Origin of the sequence: Mesorhizobium sp. B1-1-8 (genome assembly GCF_006442795.2) — a bacterium.
Lineage (GTDB): Bacteria > Pseudomonadota > Alphaproteobacteria > Rhizobiales > Rhizobiaceae > Mesorhizobium.
Window position 1 is genome coordinate 4,897,057 of record NZ_CP083956.1, and the last position, 22,744, is coordinate 4,919,800.

General features: G+C 64.7%; 15 protein-coding genes and 1 tRNA gene. 5 read left to right on the top strand and 11 right to left on the bottom strand.

Annotated features, from left to right (window positions below):
* Positions 1 to 76: 76 nt before the first annotated feature.
* Entirely contained in the window at positions 77 to 1,180 is a 1,104-nt protein-coding gene (locus FJ974_RS24145) for a glycosyltransferase family 9 protein (RefSeq protein ID WP_140532531.1), read from the bottom strand.
* Positions 1,181 to 1,335: 155 nt separating this feature from the next.
* Positions 1,336 to 4,020 carry a pyruvate, phosphate dikinase gene (gene ppdK / locus FJ974_RS24150; RefSeq protein ID WP_140532529.1) on the bottom strand — a complete coding sequence of 895 codons (2,685 nt, stop codon included), beginning with the start codon at positions 4,018 to 4,020 and terminating at the stop codon, positions 1,336 to 1,338.
* Positions 4,021 to 4,239: 219 nt separating this feature from the next.
* On the opposite strand from ppdK, the gene FJ974_RS24155 reads away from it, so the two are divergent.
* From FJ974_RS24155 to FJ974_RS24170, 4 genes are all read left to right on the top strand, one after another.
* Entirely contained in the window at positions 4,240 to 4,584 is a 345-nt protein-coding gene (locus FJ974_RS24155; protein WP_140532527.1) for a VOC family protein, read from the top strand.
* Between the two features lie 129 nt (positions 4,585 to 4,713).
* A tRNA-Gln gene (locus FJ974_RS24160) sits at positions 4,714 to 4,788 on the top strand.
* 402 nt (positions 4,789 to 5,190) lie between these two features.
* Entirely contained in the window at positions 5,191 to 5,481 is a 291-nt protein-coding gene (locus FJ974_RS24165) for a hypothetical protein (protein WP_140532525.1), read from the top strand.
* Between the two features lie 141 nt (positions 5,482 to 5,622).
* Entirely contained in the window at positions 5,623 to 6,426 is an 804-nt protein-coding gene (locus FJ974_RS24170) for a sulfite exporter TauE/SafE family protein (RefSeq protein ID WP_181177069.1), read from the top strand.
* 180 nt (positions 6,427 to 6,606) lie between these two features.
* Here FJ974_RS24170 and FJ974_RS24175 read toward each other — a convergent pair whose 3' ends face one another.
* The 4 genes from FJ974_RS24175 to FJ974_RS24190 all read right to left on the bottom strand — a co-directional run bounded on the left by FJ974_RS24175 (position 6,607) and on the right by FJ974_RS24190 (position 13,616).
* Positions 6,607 to 10,146 (bottom strand): autotransporter domain-containing protein, encoded by a 3,540-nt coding sequence (locus FJ974_RS24175; RefSeq protein WP_226891376.1) that lies wholly within the window; start codon positions 10,144 to 10,146, stop codon positions 6,607 to 6,609.
* A gap of 102 nt (positions 10,147 to 10,248) precedes the next feature.
* Complete coding sequence (locus tag FJ974_RS24180) at positions 10,249 to 10,908, bottom strand: peroxiredoxin (protein WP_140532521.1); 660 nt, start codon at positions 10,906 to 10,908, stop codon at positions 10,249 to 10,251.
* A gap of 177 nt (positions 10,909 to 11,085) precedes the next feature.
* The gene (locus FJ974_RS24185) at positions 11,086 to 12,261 is read right to left on the bottom strand and encodes an AraC family transcriptional regulator (RefSeq protein ID WP_140532519.1); all 1,176 of its coding nucleotides are present in this window, start codon (positions 12,259 to 12,261) and stop codon (positions 11,086 to 11,088) included.
* The gene (locus tag FJ974_RS24190) at positions 12,258 to 13,616 is read right to left on the bottom strand and encodes an aspartate aminotransferase family protein (protein WP_140532517.1); all 1,359 of its coding nucleotides are present in this window, start codon (positions 13,614 to 13,616) and stop codon (positions 12,258 to 12,260) included. The genes FJ974_RS24185 and FJ974_RS24190 overlap by 4 nt, the downstream gene beginning before the upstream one ends.
* Before the next feature lie 270 nt (positions 13,617 to 13,886).
* On the opposite strand from FJ974_RS24190, the gene FJ974_RS24195 reads away from it, so the two are divergent.
* On the top strand, positions 13,887 to 15,593 hold the full coding sequence (locus FJ974_RS24195; protein ID WP_140532515.1) for an HAD family hydrolase: 1,707 nt from the start codon (positions 13,887 to 13,889) through the stop codon (positions 15,591 to 15,593).
* Positions 15,594 to 15,691: 98 nt separating this feature from the next.
* On the opposite strand, the gene FJ974_RS24200 is transcribed toward FJ974_RS24195, so the two are convergent.
* From FJ974_RS24200 to FJ974_RS24220, 5 genes are all read right to left on the bottom strand, one after another.
* Positions 15,692 to 16,192 carry a hypothetical protein gene (locus tag FJ974_RS24200; RefSeq protein ID WP_140532513.1) on the bottom strand — a complete coding sequence of 167 codons (501 nt, stop codon included), beginning with the start codon at positions 16,190 to 16,192 and terminating at the stop codon, positions 15,692 to 15,694.
* The gene (locus FJ974_RS24205; RefSeq protein WP_181177068.1) at positions 16,186 to 17,376 is read right to left on the bottom strand and encodes a rhomboid family intramembrane serine protease; all 1,191 of its coding nucleotides are present in this window, start codon (positions 17,374 to 17,376) and stop codon (positions 16,186 to 16,188) included. The genes FJ974_RS24200 and FJ974_RS24205 overlap by 7 nt, the downstream gene beginning before the upstream one ends.
* A gap of 434 nt (positions 17,377 to 17,810) precedes the next feature.
* A complete protein-coding gene (gene smc, locus FJ974_RS24210; protein ID WP_140532507.1) occupies positions 17,811 to 21,269 on the bottom strand; it encodes a chromosome segregation protein SMC in 3,459 nt (1,152 codons plus the stop codon).
* 63 nt (positions 21,270 to 21,332) lie between these two features.
* The gene (locus tag FJ974_RS24215) at positions 21,333 to 22,061 is read right to left on the bottom strand and encodes a DsbA family protein (protein WP_140532505.1); all 729 of its coding nucleotides are present in this window, start codon (positions 22,059 to 22,061) and stop codon (positions 21,333 to 21,335) included.
* Between the two features lie 154 nt (positions 22,062 to 22,215).
* Positions 22,216 to 22,725 (bottom strand): DUF721 domain-containing protein, encoded by a 510-nt coding sequence (locus tag FJ974_RS24220; protein WP_140532503.1) that lies wholly within the window; start codon positions 22,723 to 22,725, stop codon positions 22,216 to 22,218.
* Positions 22,726 to 22,744: the final 19 nt, after the last annotated feature.

Genomic DNA, 22,744 nt, shown 5'->3' on the forward strand with positions numbered 1-22,744 from the left:
CTATACAAGACTGTATCTGCGTGGGCCATAGCGCTCAGGCGCGCGACCAACGGCGGCGCAGAGTTCGCCCGCATTGTCAGACTGCATGCTCCAGAGGCGCCTCGGTGCGCGAAAGAAGCTCGCGCACGGCATCGACAACCGGGTCGACTTCGAGGCGCCAGACGCAGCATGCCTTGCTCGGATCGGTCCGACGGCACAGGTCGCCACCTATGCAGTCGCACGGCATGGAGGGCCGCAGCGAAATGCCGGGCACACCGACCGGCGCCCAGTGGACCGGGTCGGTGAGGCCGAACAGGCCGACCACCGGCGTGCCGGTTGCCGCCGCCATGTGCATCGGGCCGCTCTCGTTGCCGAGGAACAGCCGTGCCTCCTTGAGCAGCGCAAGCAACGTTTCTAGCGACAGCGCCCCGACCAGGTTGACAACTGGCTCCCTGACCGCGGCCATGATTTGCTCGGTCGCCTCGGCCTCGCCAAGGCCACCGACCAGAGCTACGCCCAGACCGGTTTCGTTCGATATCCTGTCGATCGCGGCGGCGAAGCGCTCGGGCTGCCAGCGGCGCCCCGGAAAGCTTGCTCCGGCATGCACCGCCATGAAGGCGTTTGGCCGTAGACCGGACCTGTCCAGCAAGGCGAGGGCCTGCGTGGTTTCCAGCGGCAGCGGCTGGATTGAGGGTACCTTCACCCGAAGGTCTACACCAAGCGCCTCCAGCGGCGAAAGATAGCGGTAGAGATAGTGCGGTTCTCCATAAGCGAACGGCCTCATGCGGACATTCGCCGGCTGGCGCTCATGCCAGCGCAACGGTCGCTCGGTCGGATGGTAGCCGACCCGGATCGGGGCATTGACGAAGCCGGAAATGAGCCGCGAGGTCTTCGAGTCGGTAATGTCGATGATCATATCAAAACGATATTGCCGCAATGTGCGCACCGTGCGGAAAAGCTCCCGCCCGCGCTGCAGCGGCGTGCCGCGCATATGTGCACGCCGGAAGGTGACGGCTTCTGAAGCAATGCCGTGCACGGTGAGGAAGCCGGCGAAGCCGGCCTCGCACAGAAAGACGATCCTGGCGTCGGGATATGCGAGTTGCAGGTTCTTCGCCAACGCTGACGCGAGCACGATGTCGCCGACGAACTTGGTCTGCAGGACCAGGATCGACCGCAAAACCGTGGGGGAAATCTGCAACATCTGTTCTTGCACCGGGGGTTCGGGGGCCGGAAATTAATTGGAAACGATGTCGAGATTCAGGGCCGTCACACGCACGTTCGTGTGAGTTTCCATACAAAATCGTAAGGTCGCAAAACCGAAAAGCGGCAAACCGCAAGGCGACGGCGCGCGCCCGCTCAGGCGCGCTTTGCCGCCTCCTTGGCCGCCTCTACGGCAGCCTGGGCGGCGGCAAGCCTGGCGATCGGAACGCGATAGGGCGAACATGACACATAGTCGAGGCCGACCTCCTCGCAAAAGCGGATCGATGCCGGGTCGCCGCCATGCTCACCGCAGATGCCGAGCTTGATGTCCGGCCGCGTCGCCTTGCCCTTGTCGGCCGCGATCCGCACCAGCTCGCCGACACCGTCGACGTCGAGCGACACGAATGGATCCTGCTCGATGATGCCTTTTTGCCGGTAGGTTTCGAGGAAGGACGCCGCATCGTCGCGCGAGATGCCGAACGTCGTCTGGGTGAGGTCGTTGGTGCCGAAAGAGAAGAATTCGGCCGCCTCTGCGATGACATGGGCGCGAATCGCCGCGCGCGGCAATTCGATCATCGTGCCGGTGAGATAGTCGATCTTGGTGCCGGTCTCCTGCATGACGCTTTGCGCCACCGCGTCGATGCGCGCCTTTACGTATTCCAGCTCCTTCGCCAGGCCGACCAGCGGCACCATGATTTCCGGCACGACAAGCGCGCCGGCCTTGCGGCCGGCCTCGACGGCCGCCTCGAAGATGGCGCGCGCCTGCATCTCGGCGATCTCCGGATAGGACACGGCCAGCCGGCAGCCGCGATGGCCGAGCATCGGATTGAATTCGTGCAGCGCCTCGGTGCGCTGCCTGAGCTTGTCGGCCGAAACGTTCATGGCCGTGGCGACCTCGGCGAGTTCGGCTTCGGTCTTGGGCAGGAATTCGTGCAAAGGCGGATCAAGCAGGCGGATCGTCACCGGCAGGCCGGCCATGATCTCGAACAGTTCGAGGAAGTCCGAACGCTGCATCGGCAGCAGCTTGGCGAGCGCTGCGCGACGGTCCTTCTCGGTGTCGGCCAGGATCATCTCGCGCATGGCGACGATGCGGGCGCCGTCGAAGAACATATGCTCCGTGCGGCAAAGGCCGATGCCTTCGGCGCCGAAGGAACGGGCCATGCGCGCGTCGAGCGGCGTTTCGGCGTTGGTGCGCACCTTCATGCGACGCGCGGCGTCTGCCCATTCCATGATGGCGGCGAAGTCGCCCGACAGTTCGGGCTGCAGCATGGCGACCGCGCCCTTCAGCACCTGGCCGTTGCCGCCGTCGATGGTGATGATGTCGCCCTTGCGGAAGGTCTGGCCCATCGAGATCAGCGTGCCGGCCTTGTAGTCGACGCGCAGCGAGCCGGCGCCCGAGACGCAGGGCTTGCCCATGCCGCGCGCCACCACGGCGGCATGGCTGGTCATGCCGCCGCGCGTGGTAAGGATACCCTCGGCGGCATGCATGCCGTGAATGTCCTCGGGACTGGTCTCGATGCGCACCAGGATCGCCTTGCGGCCTTGCGCCTTGGCGTCCTCGGCATCGCCGGAGGAAAAGACGATCTCGCCGGTGGCGGCGCCCGGCGAGGCCGGCAGGCCGACGCCGATCACATTGCGCTCCGCCTTCGGATCGATGGTCGGGTGCAGGAGTTGGTCGAGCGAGGCGGGATCGATGCGGGCGACCGCCTCTTCTTTCGTGATCAGTCCATCCTTGGCCATCTCGACGGCGATCTTCAGCGCCGCCTTGGCGGTGCGCTTGCCGGAACGGGTCTGCAGCATCCACAATTTGCCGCGCTCTATGGTGAATTCGAGATCCTGCATGTCGCGGTAGTGCTTTTCCAGCCGGTCGGAAATGTCGACGAAAACCTGGAAGGCGTCCGGCATCAGCTTCTGCAGCGACGGCTTGTCGGAGCCGGCGGCGATACGCGCCGCCTCGGTGATATTCTGCGGCGTGCGGATGCCGGCGACCACGTCCTCGCCCTGGGCATTGACCAGGAATTCGCCGTAGAGCTGCCTTTCGCCGGTCGAGGGGTTGCGGGTGAAGGCGACACCGGTGGCGGATGTGTTGCCCATATTGCCGAACACCATGGCCTGGACGTTGACCGCCGTGCCCCAGCTTTCCGGGATGCCGTGGAGGCGCCGGTAGGTGATGGCGCGGTTGTTCATCCAGCTCGAGAACACCGCGCCGATCGCGCCCCAAAGCTGTTCGTGCGGATCCTGCGGGAACGGCTTGCCGAGTTCTTCCTCGACCTTGGCCTTGTAGAGCGCGATCACGCCCTGCCATTCGATGGCCGAAAGCTCGGTGTCGAGCTCATGGCCGAGGCTCGCCTTCTGGTCCTCGAGGATTTCCTCGAACACCTCGTGGTCTAGGCCCATGACCACGTCGGAATACATCTGGATGAAGCGGCGGTAGCTGTCATAGGCGAAGCGGGCATCGCCGGAATCGGCGGCCAGCGCTTCGACCGTCTCATCGTTGAGGCCGAGATTGAGCACGGTATCCATCATGCCCGGCATCGACGCGCGGGCCCCGGAGCGGACCGAAACCAGCAGCAGCTTCGCCGGATCGCCGAAGCGGCGGCCGGTGAGCTTGCCGATGTGGTCGAGCGCCGACAGGACGTCGGCTTCCAGCGCCGCCGGATAGGTACGGCCATCGGCGTAATAGGCGTTGCAGACGTCGGTGGTGATGGTGAAGCCCGGCGGGACTGGCAGGCCGAGGCTGCACATCTCGGCAAGATTGGCGCCCTTGCCGCCGAGAAGGTTGCGGTCGCCGGCACGGCCTTCGGCGGCGCCATCGCCGAAGGTGTAAACCCACTTGGTCATGCTCGCCCTCCAAGTCCTTGGAAGATGGACAACACCCGGACCAAGGCCCGGTTCCCCGCCTTCCCGATCCGAGCGATATGATGCTGCAGTGCGAAAGGCAAGGTATCGGCAAAGAAAGCCGTGCTGCTACAATCGATTAAGCAAAAGCTGCGTCAAAAAGACTTGCCGGATCGCGTGCCACGATATAGAACATAAAGGGAACACTTCAGGAGTGGCGTGATGAAACTCGGCGGAAAGCTGGACTATCTGGAATTGCCGGCGACCGGCGGCACGCTGGACAGCGTGAAGGCCTTCTACAGCGCGGCGTTTTCCTGGTCGTTCACCGATTACGGACCGACCTATTCGGCCTTTGCCGAAGGGCTCGACGGCGGCTTCCAGGCCGACGCAGGCGAAGCGCCGGCCAGACCGCTGCCGGTGCTTTATTCCGAAAACCTCGAGGAAACGCTGGACGCGGTGGAAAATGCCGGCGGCGCCATCGTCAAGCCGATCTTTTCGTTCCCCGGCGGCAGGCGGTTCCATTTCACCGATCCGGCCGGCAACGAGCTGGCGGTCTGGGGTGCGTGAAAATCATTTCGCGAAGGCGTGCGCCCAAGCGACATTCTGACCCGTGGATCAGTTCGTCGCCGTCATAGCATTGAGCTTTGCCGCGCCTCGTCCTATAAGGCCGCGCGCAGTGGGGCACGCCCCGCCTGCTGGGGCGTCGCCAAGTGGTAAGGCATCGGTTTTTGGTACCGACATTCCCAGGTTCGAATCCTGGCGCCCCAGCCAAACTGGACTCTGTTGATAATTTGGCTCCGTGGGCTTCTTCCGTCGCCGCATCTGCCACTTTTTTCCCCAGCAAATCAAACGCCTAAACGCGGAGCGAACTTCGCGGCGCTCCCATCCGAGGGATCAGTGCGCGAAGCCGCCAATGGTCATGCCCCGTCGACAATCAACATCTGGCCAAACATAGCTTAAGGCGTCTGAGCAGAGCCAAACGGCGGCTTCTCGGCTTGCCGCCTCGTTGGCGGGAATGGCGTTCTTCGTCTGCGATTTTTCGGGAACTCGGCGATGGAACGCGGCGTTGAAGATATCTAAGGGACGGCCGCTCAGTCGCTGTGATTTCTGAGCAATTTAAGGTCGCGCATCGGGCAGGGCATTGAATTCCTTGCAATCATTGGAGAACCCGACATGCGAATGCTTACCCTCTTTGCTGCGTTTTCGCTGCTCGCCGGCCCTGCGTCGGCAGCCGATCACCTCTTCAGCGCCACATCGGCAGGCGGCTTGACGACCTCAAGCCAACCCTTCCTGAACGGCACAAACAACAGCGCGCCGACAGCCGATGCTGTGCCGGGCCAGGGTAGTCCGCTGTCGGGCGCCGAGCACACCGTGCCGGCCACCGACACGCAGACGGGTGCCTCACTCAGGACCATGCCGTCGGCCACTCAGGGCAAGACGGCGCCATCGGCCAACGCCCGCTGACAGCCTTCCGGGCACCCGAGGCGGCACTCAGAGGACCGAGCGCCGCCGTGGAATCTTTATTGGGACTACACCGCCCGGGCTGCAGCTGTCATGCGCACGCATCGACCGGAACGGTCGAGCGCGAGGCGCGTTTGCTGTCCGATGGATTGGCTACAACTGGGACTGCTCTGCGGCGCAGGCTTTCTGGCCTGGACTCTTAACACGCTGTCGGCGGGCGGCGGTGGTCTGCTGCTGATCCCGGCGGTCACGTTCCTTACCGGCAGTGCCGCCGTCGCTCCGGTGATCACGCTTACCGAACTCATGGGAAATCCGGTGCGGATCCTGGCGTTTCGTCGCGACGTCGACTGGAGCATCGCGCGCTGGTACTTGCCCGGAGCTATCGCCGGCGCGGCAGCGGGCGCCTGGCTGTTCGCCAGCGCGCGCGCCGAGTGGCTGCAAATCCTCATTGGGCTCTATCTGATAGGTGCGGTTTGGGAGTTTCGGGGCGGCGCGCGCAAGCGCAGCTATCGAGCGCGGCTCTGGTGGTTCCTGCCCGCCGGGCTGTTCGTATCCCTGCTGTCGGCGCTGATGGGCACGGTCGGCCCCGTACTGAACTCGCTTTACCTGAACTATGGCTCCAGCAAGGAGACGTTGGTGGCGACGAAGGCGGTGACCTCCTTCGCGACCGACGTGGTCAAGATCGCGGTGTTCACGGGCCTTGGGGTGTTCAGCGGTCACGCCCTTGCCTTCGGTCTGGCGACCGGTCTTGGCGCGGCGCTCTCTACGGTTGCGGCGAAGCCGTGGCTCGAGCGGATGAGCGGCCGCCAGTTCCGCACGGCCGTTGTAGCACTGATGGCCGTGAGCGGCGCGCTGATGATCTGGAAACAGCACGAGGTCATCGTCGCGCTTTATCATGAGTTTGCTCGCGGTCTCCTGGCCAGCCCGGTCGGACCAGCGCAGGACTAAATCCGCGGTCTGGCAGCCTAAATCGACCCAGCCAAGAAAACCCCGTAGATCATCCCCAAAATGGAACACCCCACAAGCACCTGGATCATGCCCAACTTTAAAGCGGGCTGGCCATAGGCGAAGTGCACGAAATACCTCGCTGGCTCGGCGAGCCGTAAGATCAACCCACCCTGTTCTATCTCACCACGCGTAGCGCAAGGTGCCCTTGCCGGCGTAGCTGGCGGTGACACCGGAGAATTCGCCTTCGAAGGTGGCGGCGAATGCGAGACCATTGGCGAACTTCACTTCGGCCGACGCCGTGGTCAGCGCGGCGTCGCGCGCCTGCGCCGCGCCATTGACCACGAAGCTTGCTCCGGGCAGCGCCTGGAAGGTGGCCGAGATGCTGCGGTCTGGATCGAAATTGTGCGCCCACGCCGCGCGTCCGCGCAGGGTGAGGGTCGCATCATTGAGCGCGAACGACTTGTCGGCGCGCAGGCCGAGTTCGCTGCGGGTGGCGGTGACGCTCTTCGACGCATAGCCTAGCGCGAAGGTGTTGCCGCCGGCGATCGCCTGCTCGGCATAGGCCGGTAGATCGAAGGTGGTGACCTGACCCGCGGCATAAGGCGCGAGGCCGATGCCGCCGGTCCACGGCGCGACGACGCGATAGCCGCCTTCGACGCGTCCGGAGTAGGCATTGGCGTTGAAGCGCGCCTGCAAATGGTCGGCGCCAATGCTGCGGTCGGTGGTGATATCCTGCCAGCCATAAGCCAGCGCACCGGTGATATAGGCCGGGCCAATATTGTGGTGCACAAAGGCGCCGGCCTGGAACAGGTCGGAGCGGCCGGTGCCGCCATTCGCCACCGAGAAGTTGGTGCCGCCGCCGGCGAGCGCAAAGCCGGCCACTGTGTATGGCGAGAACCAGTAGTCGGCGCCGGTCGCAGCACCTGCGATCCGGCTGGTGGCGGTGTTGGAGCCGAGCGCACCATTGCCGTCGGTGGTTTGCGAGCCGCCGAAGCCCGCGGCCCACACGCTCCAGCGCGGCTCATAGACCTGCGATTTGGGATGGACGGCCGCATAGGCCTCGCGCTCCGCGCTCGAACGTTCGCGGCCGCCGGCATAGGCGAGCGCATCATTGTCGTCGGCCGCATAGCCCGCAGCACCACCTGACGACGCGCCGGGATCGCCGCGCCCGGCCACGAACGGATCGGTCAGCACGCCTATAAACAGGTTCATGGCGTCAAACGTGGTCTGTTGCGATCCCGTCGCGGCTTCGCCGGATGCCTGCGTCAGCCCGGCCGGCGTCAGCGATCCGAACGCCAGCGGAATACCGCCGGTGCGGTCGAAGAAGTTGATCAACGCATCGGCGACGTTCTGCTGGTTGTCGTTGAGACCCGTCGGCAGATGGAAAGCCAAGGCGAGGTTGAGAAAGGCATTGTTGCCGTCGTAGCTAAGCGTCGAGGTGAAGTTGGACGGCAGGTCGCTGTTGGCCGGACCTGCAAACGTGCCGTTCACACCGTCGTCCGCATGGAGAATGGTGTACTGCTTCGCCACGTAGCTGCCGGGCGCGAAGCTCGCATTCACCGTGGCGCCGCCGAGCGTGGCTTTGCCCGTGACGTTGACGCGGTCGGCATTGGCCGGCGAGACCTCCACCAGATAGCTCGATGCCGCCGTCAACGTGAGGCTGCCGTTGACGGTCAACAGGCCGATGGAATTGCCCGGCGACAGCGTGCCGCCATTGACGGTGGTGGAGCCGACGACGCCGTTGCCGCCGAGCGTGCCGCCCGACATGACGGAGATGGCGCCGCCGAGCGTGCCATTGACGCTTAGGTTGCCGGCGCCCACCTCGGTCGCGCCGGTGAAGCCGGCGCTGTTCCCGCTCAACGTCGTCGTGCCGCCGCCCGCCTGCCGTATCTGGCCGTTGCCGGAAATCTGGCCGGCGAAGGTGTAGGCGTCGGAGCGGTTGAAGGAGAGCGTGCCGTTGTTGGCGACGTCGCCGATGATCGAGCCTGTCGTGCCGCCGTTGCCGAGTTGCAGCACGCCTCCCGTGATCGTCGTGCCGCCGGTATAGGTGTTGGTCCCCGTCAGCGTCACCATGCCCGTGCCGGCTTTGCTCAGCGCGCCATCGCCGGAAATCGTGCCGGCAGAGACCCCGTCAACGGCCTGATCGAAGACGACGCCGCGGCTGCCCGCGCCGCTGGCGAAGGTCACATTTCCGGCAAGGCTGTTGGTATCGCCCTTCAGCACCCCGTCCACGACCGACCAGTCCTGATTTCCGGCCCCGGTCAGCGTCCACGCGCTTGAGCCCGTCTTCTCGAAAATGTCGAAGCCGCGATATTGCTGCGTGGCGCCGATCTGCGACACGTTGAACGTGGCATCGCTCGCGCCGCCGAGCGCCAGCGCGTTGTTGGCGCCGCCCGACGCCACGACATTGCCGGTGATAGTCGAGCCCAAGCGCAATTCCAGGCGATTGTTGCTGCCGAACAGCGAGATGGCGTTGGCCATCACCGCGGGGCCGAGGTTTGTGATGCCCGTTCCGCCAGTGATCGTCCCGGCATTGACGATGGAGATGCCGCCGCTCGCCGCGCCGACGACGCCCACGCCGGCGTGGCCAAGCGCAGGCACCTCGGGACTCTCGCCGCGGGCCCCGCCCTGGATCATCCCCGCGTTGAACAGGCTGCCCGCCTGGCCATTCTGGAACTGGACGCCCGCGCCGCCGTCACCCGCAGTACTACCGAAGAGACTGGTTCTATTATCCCCACCCTTGCCGCCGGTGATGACGCCGGTCGCGGCGTTCACAATGCTGCCACCCCAGGCGACCACGCCCGCGCCGCCATCGCCGCCGGAGGCGCCCCCGAATCCGCGGCCTCCCGCCCCGCCGGCGATCGTGCCCTGATTGCCGATGGTGCCGAGATTGCTGAGCACGCCGGCGCCGGCGCTACCAGCGATGCCGCCGCCGCGGGTGCCGCCGTCCCCACCCATGACGGTGCCGGCTTGAAGGTCCAGCGCGCCACCCTGGTAAAGAAACACGCCAGCGCCGCCTGCGCCGCCGCCGCCGCCACCGCCACCGGCAATGGTGCTGGCCGCACCGCCGGCGACCGTCACCGTGCCGCCATTGAGCAGCACCAGCCCAGCGCCGCCGCCGCCGCCGATGCCCCCATCGCCGCCGGTGCCGCCGCCGCTGTTGCCGCCGGCGCCGCCAGTCACATTATTGCTCACAGTGGCTTGGACACCCGTCCCCGTCAGCACCAGGCCACCACCACCGCCGCCGCCACCGCCGCTACCGGCATTGGCGCCGGTCCCGCCGCTCCCGGCACTGCCCGAGGATCCGGCAATGGCGCTATCGAAGGAAACCGGGCCGGTGACGGCGGAAAGCGTGCCGCTGCCGCCCGCGCCGCCATTGGCGCCATTACCGGGCGCAGTGGGCGAATCGGAGGCGCCGCCGCCCCCTCCACCGCCGCCGGCGGTAAGATCGTTCGGTGTTCCCGGCGCACCGCCGGCGCCGCCCGTGCCGCTATTGTCGCTGCCGGCAGTACCGGCCTCAGCCGATCCGCCTGGGGTGGTTGCTGCGGAACCGCCTGCACCGCTACCACGGCCACCGCCGCCGCCGGCGATGCCGCCCGTGGTATTACCGCCGCCTTGGGTGATCTGCTGCGCCTGCGCCATCGGCGCTGCAATGCCCAACGCGAGCGCCAGCGCCGCGATCGGGGCCGAACTGCGTACCAGCCGGGCATGCCGATGCAACGGCGTCTTCGTCCGCGCTTGTTCAAACTGCTGCTGCACTGGCCCCACCTACCGCCACCCGTCTCGCGGGATCTACGATTGAAATATCAAACCCGCATCGCTTCAGGCCGCCGGCTGCTTGGTCTTGCGCAGATAGGGAAGAATGGCCTCGAAGGCGCCAAAGCGTTTGACGGCGTCCTCGTCCGAGACCGAGCCGGCGATCACCACGTCGTCGCCCGGCTCCCAGTCGGCGGGAGTCGCAACCGGAAATTTGGCGGTGAGCTGGATGGAATCGATGGCGCGCAGGATTTCCCGGAAGTTGCGGCCGGTCGTCATCGGATAGGTGAGTATCAGCTTGATCTTCTTGTCGGGGCCGATGACGAACACCGAACGCACGGTCTGATTGTCGGCGGGCGTGCGCCCTTCCGATGTCTCGCCGGCAGAGGCAGGCAGCATGTCGTAGAGCTTGGCGACCTTGAGCTCCCGGTCGCCGATCATCGGATAGTTGACCGCGTGGCCGGTCGCCTGGCGGATGTCGCCCTTCCACTTGTTGTGGTTCTCCACCGGATCGACCGAGATGCCGATGATCTTGGCGTTGCGCTCGTCAAACTCGGCCTTGAGGCCGGCCATCGTGCCGAGCTCGGTCGTGCAGATCGGGGTGAAATCCTTGGGATGCGAGAAAAGAACCGCCCAGCCGTCGCCGATCCACTCGTGGAAAGCGATCGGGCCATCTGTGCTGTCCGCGGTAAAATCCGGTGCGATGTCGTTGATGCGGAGGGCCATTTTGATCCCCTTTGATTCTGGTGGCGTGGCGCTGTCTTAGCTTCCCGCAAAAGACAGCGCTGACCATCAGCATTACCTTGCCGGAGCTTCAACGGTGGAGGCTGGTCACTTGCCACGCGCGGCGCGCGCAGCACTATGCAATTCCGGCATGAACGGACTGGGATCCTGGCGAAAGATTTAGTGCGCGTTTCGACGCAAGGTTTCGGAAGGACGCTCACCGAAACGAAGGCGATAGGCTTGGGCGAAGCGGCCTAATTCCCAGAAGCCGTACTGCATGGCCACACTGGTCACCAGGGTCGTGGCCGGATCTGACGCCGACAGCCTTTCGCGCACCCGGTCGAGCCGGCGATTGCGGGCATACTGTACCGCGCCCTCTCCAAGGAATTCCTGGCAAGCGAGGTTGAGGGTTCGCTGTGCTACACCGACCGCTGCACAGATGTCGCCCAGCGACAGCATCTCGTCGGGGTGCTCTTCCACCGCGCGCTCGAAGCGAGCGACGATCTGGCGGTGGCGGCCGAGAGCGGCGCGGTCAGGCCTCACCCGGCTATGGGTGAGGCAGGCGACAAGGGTATCCAGGATGGCGCCCGAAAGCGCCTTGGCCGTTTGCGGCGCCTCGATAATCTGCGGCGTCTCCCTGATCGTGCGTGCCATGTCGTTCGTCAGCCCTACAAGCCATGCCATGGGCTCCTTGGGCACCTGGAACATCCGGTCATCGTTCAGCGGAACGCCATGGTCGACGCCTGTTAATTTCGGCGCGTGCGTGGCGAGCAGGTCGAAGGACACCGCGATGAGGCCGGAGGCCCAGGCCTGGCCCGGCGGAGAACTCGTGACGGTCCGTTCGTTCGGTCGCAAGTGAATGATCTGTTGGCCGAAGAGTTTCCTGCCCGAAACGCGGCGGACAGTGCCGGGTTCGGTGGCGAACATGAAGGTGTGCAAATTTGCTGTCACACCAGATTGAGAAACCGCCTCGGCGAAGCGGCCGATGCCGATATTGAGTTGGTCGAAAGCGGCGCGCGCCATCGTCGCATGAAAGTTCCTGCCTGCCGGCCCGAGCGGATGGGGACCGCCGGACCAGGATTTGGTACCGCCGATCGCCTGCGCCATAGCCTCCGGGTCCGAGAAGCTGCCATAATAGGCTCGGGCAGGTATCTCAGCTTTCTGGCCTGATGTCAGATCTGGCGTCATGGTGCTCGCCTTGTTGGTCGTCAAATAGCCCGCGAACAGTTCGAACCTGAAGAGGCCGCAATATGCAAGCGCCGCCGTCGCTTGCCACGCGAGCAACCGTCCCGGAAACGGGTAGCACTGCACGGCCAGCACGCGCGGCTCAACGTTTAGCACGGCTTTCCGGGTCACGCCGCCAGCACCGCGCCCTCGACAATGTCGAGCGCACGGTCGAGGTCGTCTTTCGAAATGACCAGCGGCGGCGACAAGGTCAGCACGTTGCCCTGGCTGACCTTGAAGCTGAGCCCTTGCTCGAGGCACGAATAAAATACCCGCTCAGCTAGATCCCGCGCGGGCTGGCGCGTGGCGCGGTCCTCGACGAGTTCGACGCCCACCATCAGCCCCCTGCCCCTGACGTCGCCGACTTGAGGCGAGCGCGCCATGAGATCCTGCATGCGCGCCTGCATGTGCAGGCCGAGCTCGGCCGCGCGCTCGACCAGCCCTTCCTCCAGGATGATGTCGATCGTCGTCAGCGCCGCGCGGGTCGTCACCGGATTCTTTTCGTGGGTGTAGTGACCGATGGCGAAGCCGCCGGCGACGTCGAGGTCGCGGCGCGCAATGACGGCGGCAATCGGCAGGATGCCGCCGCCGAGCGACTTGCCGAGAACGACGATGTCGGGCGTCACGCCATCATGCTCGTGGGCGAAGAATTTTCCGGTCTTGCCAAGCCCGGTCGGGATCTCGTCGAAGATCAGCAGCGTGCCATGGCGGTCGCAGGCTTCCCGCACCAGCTTCCAGAAACCGGGCGGCGGCGGATTGGGCGTCGCCCGCATCGGCTCGGCGACGACCGCCGCCACGTCCTGCTCGCGGCCGAGCACGTAGGCAATCATGTTGGCGCAAGCCAGCCCCGACGCCTCCAGGGAGGCGTGGCCATAGGGGCAGCGATAGCCATCCCAGGGCGCCACATGCTCGGTGCCGGTCATCATCGGGCCGGCGATGTGGGAGCGGAAGGTCGCTTCGCCGCCGACGCTGGCGGCGCCGAAGCCGGCGCCGTGAAAGGCATCCCAGAACGACAGCGTCTTGAAGCGGCCGGTTGCGGCACGCGCGATCTTCAGCGCCACCTCGATAGCGTCCGAACCGCCGGTGGTGAACAGCACCTTGCCGAGATCGCCGGGCGCCAGTTCGGCCAGCTTCTCGGCCAGCTCGACGGCGGGCTCACAGGCGAAGCGGCGCGGCGCAAAGCACAACTCATCGAGCTGCCTCTTGATCGCGGCCACCAGCCTTGGATGACCATAGCCGAGATGATGCACGCTGTTGCCATGGAAATCCATGAAGCGGCGGCCGGCCGTGTCCTCGATCCAGATGCCTTCAGCCTTGGTGATCGTTGAGAGACAGGGGCTGGACAGGCTCTGATGCATGAACGCCGCGGCGTCGCGATCGAGCAGGCCGCGGATGCGCGGATCGTCCTGCCCGGCGTCCCATCGGGCGCGCGCCGCCGTCATGTTGGAATCACCCTCGGTATGCACAAGCTCTTTTGTCGCGGCCATGTTTGTCTCCAAAATACGAATGAGGGAGCGTGGAGCGCCCTCTGTTGCCCGCCGCTATTGTGGCCCGGTCAGGACCAGGCAGCGACCCGGTTTCACATTTAGTGCAGCTCTTCATCGCTTCGATGACGCCTTCGTTGCAGGACGCCATCCGCCCGGCGCCGGCGGCGTGGAGCGTCGATCGACCTGCGGCAATTCGGATAAACCTTTTCCGTCGACAGGCGTTGTTCGTTCCAACGGGAATAAGCGACGCCAGCCGAGAGGTTCAACCCGATGTATTTCATGGCATTGGCCACCGACTATGACGGCACGCTGGCACATGACGGCAGCGTCACGAAAACTACCCTGTCGGCCTTGGAAAAGCTCAAGAAATCCGGGCGCAAGCTCATTCTGGTCACCGGCCGCGAACTGACCGATCTCAAGGAGGTATTCCCCGAGATCGGCCTGTTCGACAAGGTCGTCGCCGAAAACGGCGCGCTGGTCTACACACCGGCCAGCGAGGAAGAGCGTACGATCTCGCCCTCCCCTTCCGCCGACCTCGTCGACCGGTTGAAGAAACGCGGCGTGAAGCCGCTTTCGGTCGGGCGCTCGATCGTCGCCACCTGGGAGCCGCACCAGGCGACCGTGCTCGATGTTATCAAGAAGCTCGGGCTGGAGCTGGAGATCATTTTCAACAAGGGCGCGGTGATGATCCTGCCCTCAGGCATCAACAAGGCGACGGGGCTGGCCGCCGCGCTCGCAGATCTCAAACTGTCGCCGCACAACGTGGTTGGCGTCGGCGATGCCGAAAACGACCACGCCTTCCTCAGGGCCTCGGGCTGCAGCGTCGCCGTCGACAATGCCTTGCCGGCGGTGAAGGAGACCGCCGACCTCGTTACCAAAGGCGCGCGCGGCAAGGGCGTCGAGGAACTGATCGGCAAGCTGATCAAGCTCGACCATCTCCTGGTGCGCAAGCGCTCGCGGGGCGTCCTGCTTGGCACTGCCCGCGGCAAGGAAGTCTATTTGTCCTTTGTCGAAACCGTGCTGATCGCCGGCAGCTCGGGCATCGGCAAATCGACGCTGGCGACGGCTTTAACCGAGCGGCTGGTCGAAAAGAGATTGCAGTTCTGCATTTTCGATCCGGAAGGTGACTATGACGGCCTGCAGGGCGCGGTGCTGCTTGGCGACGGCGAAAACGCGCCGGGCAAGCAGCAATTGCTGGAATTGATCGAGAAGCCGGAGACTAACGTCGTCGTCAACGGGCTGGCGCTGAAAGTCGACGAGCGGCCCGATTTCTTCGCCGAACTGCTGCCGGGACTTGGCAATGTCCGCTACCGCACGGCCAGACCGCATTGGCTGATCATCGACGAGGCGCACCATCTGCTGCCCAAGCGGCGCGAGGCGAGCGCGGTGCTTGCTGTGGAACAGCCCGGCACGGTTCTGATCACCGTGCATCCGGAAGCGGTCTCGACCGACGCCTTGCGACTGGTGACGGCGGTGATTGCGCTCGGCCCGCAGGCGAAGAGCGTCATCAGGACATTCTGCAGGGAAACCGGATTGCAGGCGCCGAAGAGCATCCCTTCGCCAAGGAGCGACCGCGTGCTGTTCTGGCGGCCACACGATGGCAAGCCGTTCACGGTCAAGGCGATCGAGCCCGGCCAGTCGCTACGGCGGCACAGCCGCAAATATGCCGAAGGCGAGCTCGACGAGGCCGGCAGCTTCTATTTCACCGGGCCGAAGAAGGCGATGAACCTCAGGGCACACAATTTGATCATCTTCGCCCAGATGGCGGAAGGCATCGATGACAAGACCTGGGAATACCACCTGCACGCCGGTGATTATTCCAAGTGGTTCCGCCGTCAGATCAGAGACAAGGACCTTGCGCAGGAAACGGCCGCGGCGGAGAAGAACAAGTCGCTGTCGGCGGAGGAAAGCCGCAAACTGGTGCTCGACGCCGTGCGCCGCCGCTATACAGCGCCGGCGACCGCGTCGGAGAAGTAGTTCGTCAAAAAAGGCGAGCGGCGATGCCGCTCGCTCAGCACGCCGCGCTTCGGCCGCCTGCATGTTTCAACTAAGAGCCGTGCAACAAGCCGCAGACTTTAAGAGCCGACGTGGGCTTCGTGCAGCCGTTTCAATTCCAACTCCGCGGCTCCAAGCTCGATAAACGTCTTAGGGCAAATCGATAACGCATTCCTCAATAGCGGTTTTGCGTCTTCGACTTGCCCTTCGATCAAATCCGCCTCAGCGCCATAAAAAATGGCCTCGCACAATTGATCATTGCCGACGGCTTTCATTTGCAAAGCCTGCGGAGACAGCTTGCCCATGAAGATATCGAAGATCGGATAGGGCCAAGTGGCAGGCGTGAGTTTGGCTTGTGCCTGGCGTGCCTGCATTTGCAATGCCGGGTCTTTTGCGTACCCCATCGCCATGATGCGCCACAGATCGGCATAAGCGACCTGAGCATCCGGCATTTCGCTTTGCTGCTGGAACATCCGCGCAGCGTCGCCGTATCGGCCATTGAAGAATGCTGCAAAAGCATTCTCTCCCTGATAGGCGGCATGGCTGTGAGTGATCGGCACAAGCGCGCCCACCGCTACCAAGGCGAAAACGCCGGCAACGACCCCGCAACGCAGGAATAGAGTGGACGAGCCTGCTCGTGGCGCCAAAATGACATTAGCGCCAGGGCAAGCACGGCACCCACAATCGCGCCGCCAATATGGGCGGAGTAGTCGATCCTCAGCCCTTTATCAGGGGCCGCAAAAAGCGGCAGCAGCGCCGGAACCAGAATCGAAATCGCGCGCGTTTGCATCAGGCTGCGCTTGGCGCTGGATTGGAAATGAAAGCTAAGGACGATTGCCGTGGCAAAAAGGCCGACAATGCCGCCTGACGCGCCAACCCCCACAACATTGGCCGGGGTCATATACAGCGAAGCCACCTCACCGCCCACCGCGCATATTGCAAAAATCGCCAGGAACCATAGGCGGCCCACCAACCCCTCCAGTAGAACCCCTGCGCGCCAAAGCGCAAAGCTGTTGCCGAGGAGATGCGCGATGCTGGCGTGCATCAACGTAGCCGTGACCAGCCGCCACCACTGGCCGTCCCAGATCAAGGATCGAAACATGCCGCCGAGTACAATCAAGGTTTGCGTCGAGGGCGATCCGCCCTGATTAGGATCGACGGCGAAAGTCAGTTCAGCGCAATAGATGACCGCCAGCAGGACGATAAGCCCGTAGGAGGCAAGTGGCTGTGTGGCGGACGAAGGCAAGCTGCGGCCAGCTTGTACTTCCATCGCGTCGGGCGCTGTCGGCTGCGTCGCCATATAGGTACGGCAAAGCTGAGCGATATCCGCGCCCGCGGTGTCGATTTGGCTGATCGGGATACTCAGTGCCAGCTTGCTGCCCCGCCGCAGCGAATACCATCGCCGTGGCACGCTCGCGGCATAGGTAGGATCGAGGGCCAGCCTCAGAATGACGAAGTTTTTGCCGGACACCTCGGAAAGCTTTGTTATCGCGCTCCAAGGTACGAGACCGCGTAAGTAGGATACTCTCACACCTTGCGGCGAAAGCACCACCGCAGGCGCTCGCGTCACCAATCGACGCAGCACCATGGCGGCCAGCGAGGCGCCAGCAATCACGCAGATCCACCCACTGAGGACAAGTAGGGGTAGCGGATGTTTATGCTGAAGGGAGAATATCCCGAGACCTAAAATCGAGACGAATATGGCACAGGATTTGATGAGTTTTGGGGTAGAATAGTAGAATTTCTGCTCCAGATCGCTTTCCAACGTCAAGCCCCACATCTGCCCGAATTTATGCGATCAAAGACAATTAGAGAAAAATCGGCAAGGTCATTTCCGGGGAAATCATGTGTTCGGCAGAACGCAGATATCCCCCAAAACGACAAACAATCGCACCACCTGATAAGCCCCCACTACTTTTGATGGAGGCTATCAGCGGCGCGACCTGGCGCACAATATGAGGCTCGACTCGCGCAGGACACGTTTTCTTGATTTTAATGCTTCGCGGCAAGCTCGTGCGAAGTCGCGCCGGCGGACCGTGCCATGGGAATGAAGCCGGTAAGCGGCCAGCGGTGAACATGAGATAGCCATTCAACTCCGCCACCCCTCGGTTCAGGCGGTTGACCTCGCTGCCGGAGCCGCTCAAGAACGATCCGGTCAGGGGCAGCTACGCCGATCTATTCCGGCAACGAGACCCTGAATCAGCTCGCCTCGCGCATCGCTTCGGCCGCCTGCAGGTCGACCGAGACCAGCTGGCTGACGCCCTGCTCGGCCATGGTGACGCCGAACAGCCGGTCCATGCGCGCCATGGTGATCGGGTTGTGGGTGATGATGACGAAGCGCGTCTCGGTGGTCTTGGCCATCTCGTCCATGAGATTGCAGAAGCGCTCGACATTGTGATCGTCGAGCGGCGCGTCGACCTCGTCCAGCACGCAGATCGGCGCCGGATTGGTCAGGAAGACGGCAAAGATCAGCGACATCGCCGTCAGCGCCTGCTCGCCGCCGGAAAGCAGCGTCATGGTCTGCGGCTTCTTGCCGGGAGGACGGGCGAGGATTTCGAGCCCCGCCTCCAGCGGATCTTCCGATTCGATCAGCTGCAATTCGGCCGTGCCGCCGCCGAACAGATGCGAGAACAGCCGTTGGAAATGGCCGTTGACGACCTCGAAGGCCGCAAGCAACCGCTCGCGGCCTTCACGGTTGAGGCTCTGGATCGCCTGCCGTAGCTTACGGATCGCCTCGATGATGTCCTCGCGCTCGGAAACGATGGTCTCCAACCGCTCCGACAATTCCTTCTGCTCCTCCTCGGCGCGCAGGTTGACGGCGCCGAGCCGTTCGCGCTCGATCTTCAGCCGGTCGAGCTGGCGCTCGATATCGGCCATGTCCGGCATCGGACTGTCGGCGTCGAGGCCGGTATGCTTGATGACCAGATGCGGCGGCGTGTTCAGCGCTTCCTGGATGCGCGCCTCGACCTCGGCGCGGCGCTCGTCGGCCGCCGCCAGCCGCTCCTCGGCGCGGACGCGCGTTTCTCGCGCTTCGGCCAGCGACTGGATGGCGGCGGTTGCGGCCTTGTCGAGCTCGGCCTGGCGGTTTTCCGCTTCCTGCAAGCGGTCGGCCGCCGCCTTGCGCAGCGTCTCGGCTTCGGAAAGCTGCGACAGCAGCGCGCGCCGCTTGGCGTCGATCTCGTCCGGCGCATCGGCGAGCCGCTCGCGCTCGGCCTCGGCTTCCGCCTTGCGCTCGCCCAGTGAGGCGATCTGTGTCGAAGCGTTCTCCGCGCGCTCCAACCAGTTTTTGCGCTCGGTTTCGATGGCATCGAGCCGGCGCATGCGCGTTTCGGCCTCGCGCCGCAGGCCTTCATGCACGGCACGCGCATCGGCAAGTGTGGCCCGGTCGCGCGCGACATTGGCTGATGATTGTTCTAGCTGCAGCTGCAGGTCGCCAAGATCGGGCGCATCCTTGAGCAGCATCTCGGCTTCGAGGAAAGCGGCCTGGGTCTCCTCATGGCTGTCGACGACGCGCGCGCGCGCCTCGTCGAGTGCCGCACGCCGGCTCGCCAATTCGCCGCCGGCCTTCTCAGCCTCGGCCAGCGCGTTGCGGGCAGCATCCAACCCATGCTGGGCATCGCGGCCGGCCTGGCGGGCATTGCGTTCGGCCTCGCTCGTCTGGCGAAGCGCCTGCTCGGCCTGAGCCAGCGCTGCTTCGGCCTCGCGCAGGATGCGCGTCGCCTGCACCGCTTCAGCATCGAGCTCGGCAAGCCGGTTCTTCTGCGCCAGCCGCTGGGCGGCGGCGGTGGGCGCATCGGCGCTGGCGGTCAAGCCGTCCCAGCGCCACAGCGCGCCATCGCGGCTGACCAGTCGCTGGCCAGGCGCCAGCTGCGCCTGCAGCCGGCGTCCGTCTGCGGCCTCGACGATGCCGATCTGCGCCAGCCGACGGGCAAGCTGCGCCGGCGCGCGCACGACGCTGGCCAGGCTCTTCACGCCTTCGGGCAAAGCTGCATCGCCGGGCTGGACCGTGCTCTCGCCCCAATGCACCGGCGCGCTGCGGTCGAGCGGCACGTCGAGATCCTCGCCAAGAGCGGCGCCGAGTGCCGTCTCATAGCCGCGCTCGACGCTGATCTGCTCCAGCACGGAGGGGAAAAGGTCGCCGCTCGCGGCGTTGAGGATTTTTGCCAGCGTGCGCGCTTCGGTCTCGATGCGCGCCAACTCCGCCTTGGCATCCTGCAGCGGCGGGCGGGCAGCGCTTTCGGCGGCGCGCGCCTCGGCGACCGCCTGCTCGGCGGCGATGGCGCCGGCCTCGCTCTCTTCCAGGCGAGCAAGCGCGTCCTCGACCAGAAGCCGCTTCTCGGCCGGATCCGGCAGGCCGGCGACCTTCGAGGCGATATCGGAGAGCTCGCGGTCGACCTCGGCCAGCTGGCGGGCGAAACGGTCGCGGCGCTCGGCGGTTTCGCGCAGCGTGCGCTCGATCTGGTGGCGTGAGGCGGCCGCCTCGGCCCGTTCGGCGGTCAGCGCGGCAAGTTTTGCTTCGCTTTGCGAAAGCGTCGCGGCCGCCTGCTCGAAGGCGGCGCGGGTGGTGGTCTCGCGCTCGGCGGCGCCTGCGTTTTCCGAATTGAGCGAGGCTTCTTCGGCGCGCAGGCGTTCCAGAATGTCGGCATTGTCGCGCACCATCCGCTCTTCGCGGGCGATGTCGCCATCGAGCTGCTGCAGGCGGCGCTCCAGCTCGGCCTGGCGGGCGCGGATGCGGCCGGCCTCTTCCTCGATCTGCGTCCTGGCGATCGACAGGCGCTGGAAGGCAGCCGCCGCGGCCGCTTCTGCGTCGCGCAGATCGGGCATCCTGTGCGCGCCGATGCCTTGCTCCCTGGCGGCGGCCATCTGGGCGGCGGCGCGGTCGCCGACCAGGGTGGTGGCAACGGCAAGCGCCGAGCGGGCCTCGCCTTCCTGGGTCTTGGCCAGTGTCCAGCGCAGGTGCAGAAGCGTGGCCTCGGCCTTGCGGATATCGGCCGACAGGTTCTTGAAGCGCGAGGCCTGGCGCGCCTGGCGCTTCAGGCTTTCTATCTGGCCCTCCAGCTCACCGACGACGTCGTCCAGCCGTTCGAGGTTCTGCTCGGCGCCTTTCAGCCTGAGTTCCGCCTCATGCCGGCGCGTGTGCAGGCCGGAAATGCCCGCGGCCTCTTCAAGCAGCGCGCGGCGGGCCTGGGGCTTGGCCTGGATCAGTTCGCCGATACGCCCCTGGCCGACCATGGAGGGCGAGCGCGCGCCGGTCGACTGGTCGGCGAACAGAAGCTGCACGTCCTTGGCGCGGGCTTCCTTGCCGTTGATGCGGTAGAGGGAGCCCGCCTCGCGCTCGATGCGGCGCGACACCTGCAGTTCATCGGCATCGTTGAAGGCGGCGGGCGCGGTGCGGTCGCTGTTGTCGAGGAAAAGCGTGACTTCGGCGGTGTTACGGGCGGGGCGCGCGCCGGAGCCGGAAAAGATCACGTCGTCCATGCCGGACGCGCGCATGTTCTTGTAGGAGCTTTCGCCCATCACCCAGCGCAGCGCCTCGACAAGATTCGACTTGCCGCAGCCGTTCGGCCCGACGATGCCGGTGAGGCCGCGTTCGATGACGAACTCACCGGGTTCGACGAAGGACTTGAAACCGAGGAGGCGAAGGCGCGAAAACTTCATTCGCGCCGCCCCGCACCACAGGCGCGCGCGCCGAAGCCGGACCGCTTCGGCGCAGTCTGGATGTCAGAGCAGAGGGTCGATGATGGCCGACATTTCCTCAATCGACATCGCCCCTTTATAGGTCTTTCCGTTGATGAAGAAGGTCGGCGTCGAGTCGACCTTGAACTCGTCCGCTCCGCGTTTCTGGACTGCCCTCACATCGTCCAGAAGTTTCTGGTCCGTCAAGCAGGACTCAAAGGACTCCTGTGTAAAACCGGCGAGCTTGGAAATCTGCAGCAGCGCTTCCTTGGTGTTGTTGACGCCCACCCAGCTCGGCTGCTGCTTGAACAGCACGTCGACCATCGGGAAATAATTGTCCTTGGCGCAGCGCGCCAGCATGAATCCGGCCTCGGCGCTCGGGTCGAAGGGGAATTCGCGCAGGATGTAGCGAACCTTGCCGGTGTCGATGTATTTGGTCTTCAACTCAGGAAAGGTGGTCATGGCGAAATGCGCGCAATGCGGGCAGGTCATCGAGGCGTATTCGACGATGGTGACCTTGGCGTCGTCCTTGCCGAGCTGCTTGTCGGGCAGCGCGCCTGGCTTCAGCAGCTCCGCCATATCGACCGTGCCCTGCGCTTCCGGCACCTTGGCGGCGGCCGGCGTGGCCGGCTTGGCGGGCGTCGCCGGATTGGCAGGCTTCACGTCGGCCGCCTTCGCCTCCTCGCCTGAATCACTGCATGCGGCAAGCAGCGCCACCGCCGGAACAGCGGCCAGCGTGGTCAGAAGGTTCCTGCGGGACAAAGAACGGTTCATGCGAATCACCTGATACTGGTTGGATTTTGCAATGCAAGAGCTAGAAAAGGCGAGAGTTGGCGCGAATTAAGGCATCGCCGTCCCCAATCCAATCGCCAAACTTGATGGGTGGGATCACGAATGCGCGAGATCGGTGACGCATTCATGACGCCTGTCACAATCCTTTCGCCTTCTTTTCGCCAAGGATTGTGGCGCCGAGCCGCTCCAGGGAAGCGCGCAAACCCTCGTCCTCGATCTTGCCCACGGTGCGCAAAAGCTTCGACTTCTCAGCGTCCGTGAGCGGCCTCGGCATCGGTTTCGGCCGGGCTTTTTCGGAGAGAACCGGTTTTTGCAAAATCTTGATGCGGCCGATCGCATTGAAGCCGAGAAAGGCGTTAACGCGGTTGATGATCTCGCCGGCCTCATGCTGCAGATGCAGCGCCGCCATGCCCTCGCAGGCGATGACCAGAACCGCCGGCTCGAACGGATCGTCTTCATGCAGGCGGCGCGGCCATTGGATCTTTTCAGGGCGCGAGCGGCCGGCAAGCCGGGGGCCGGCGATCTCTTCCCAGGACTGCACCAGCCCGATCGAGATGCCGGCGCGCTTCTTGAGCACCGGATCGAGGATCTCGGTTGCGAGATCGCTCACCGGAACGGGATTGCCGAAGGGCCTTTTCCCTGCCATGTGCGTTCTCCAATCCGAA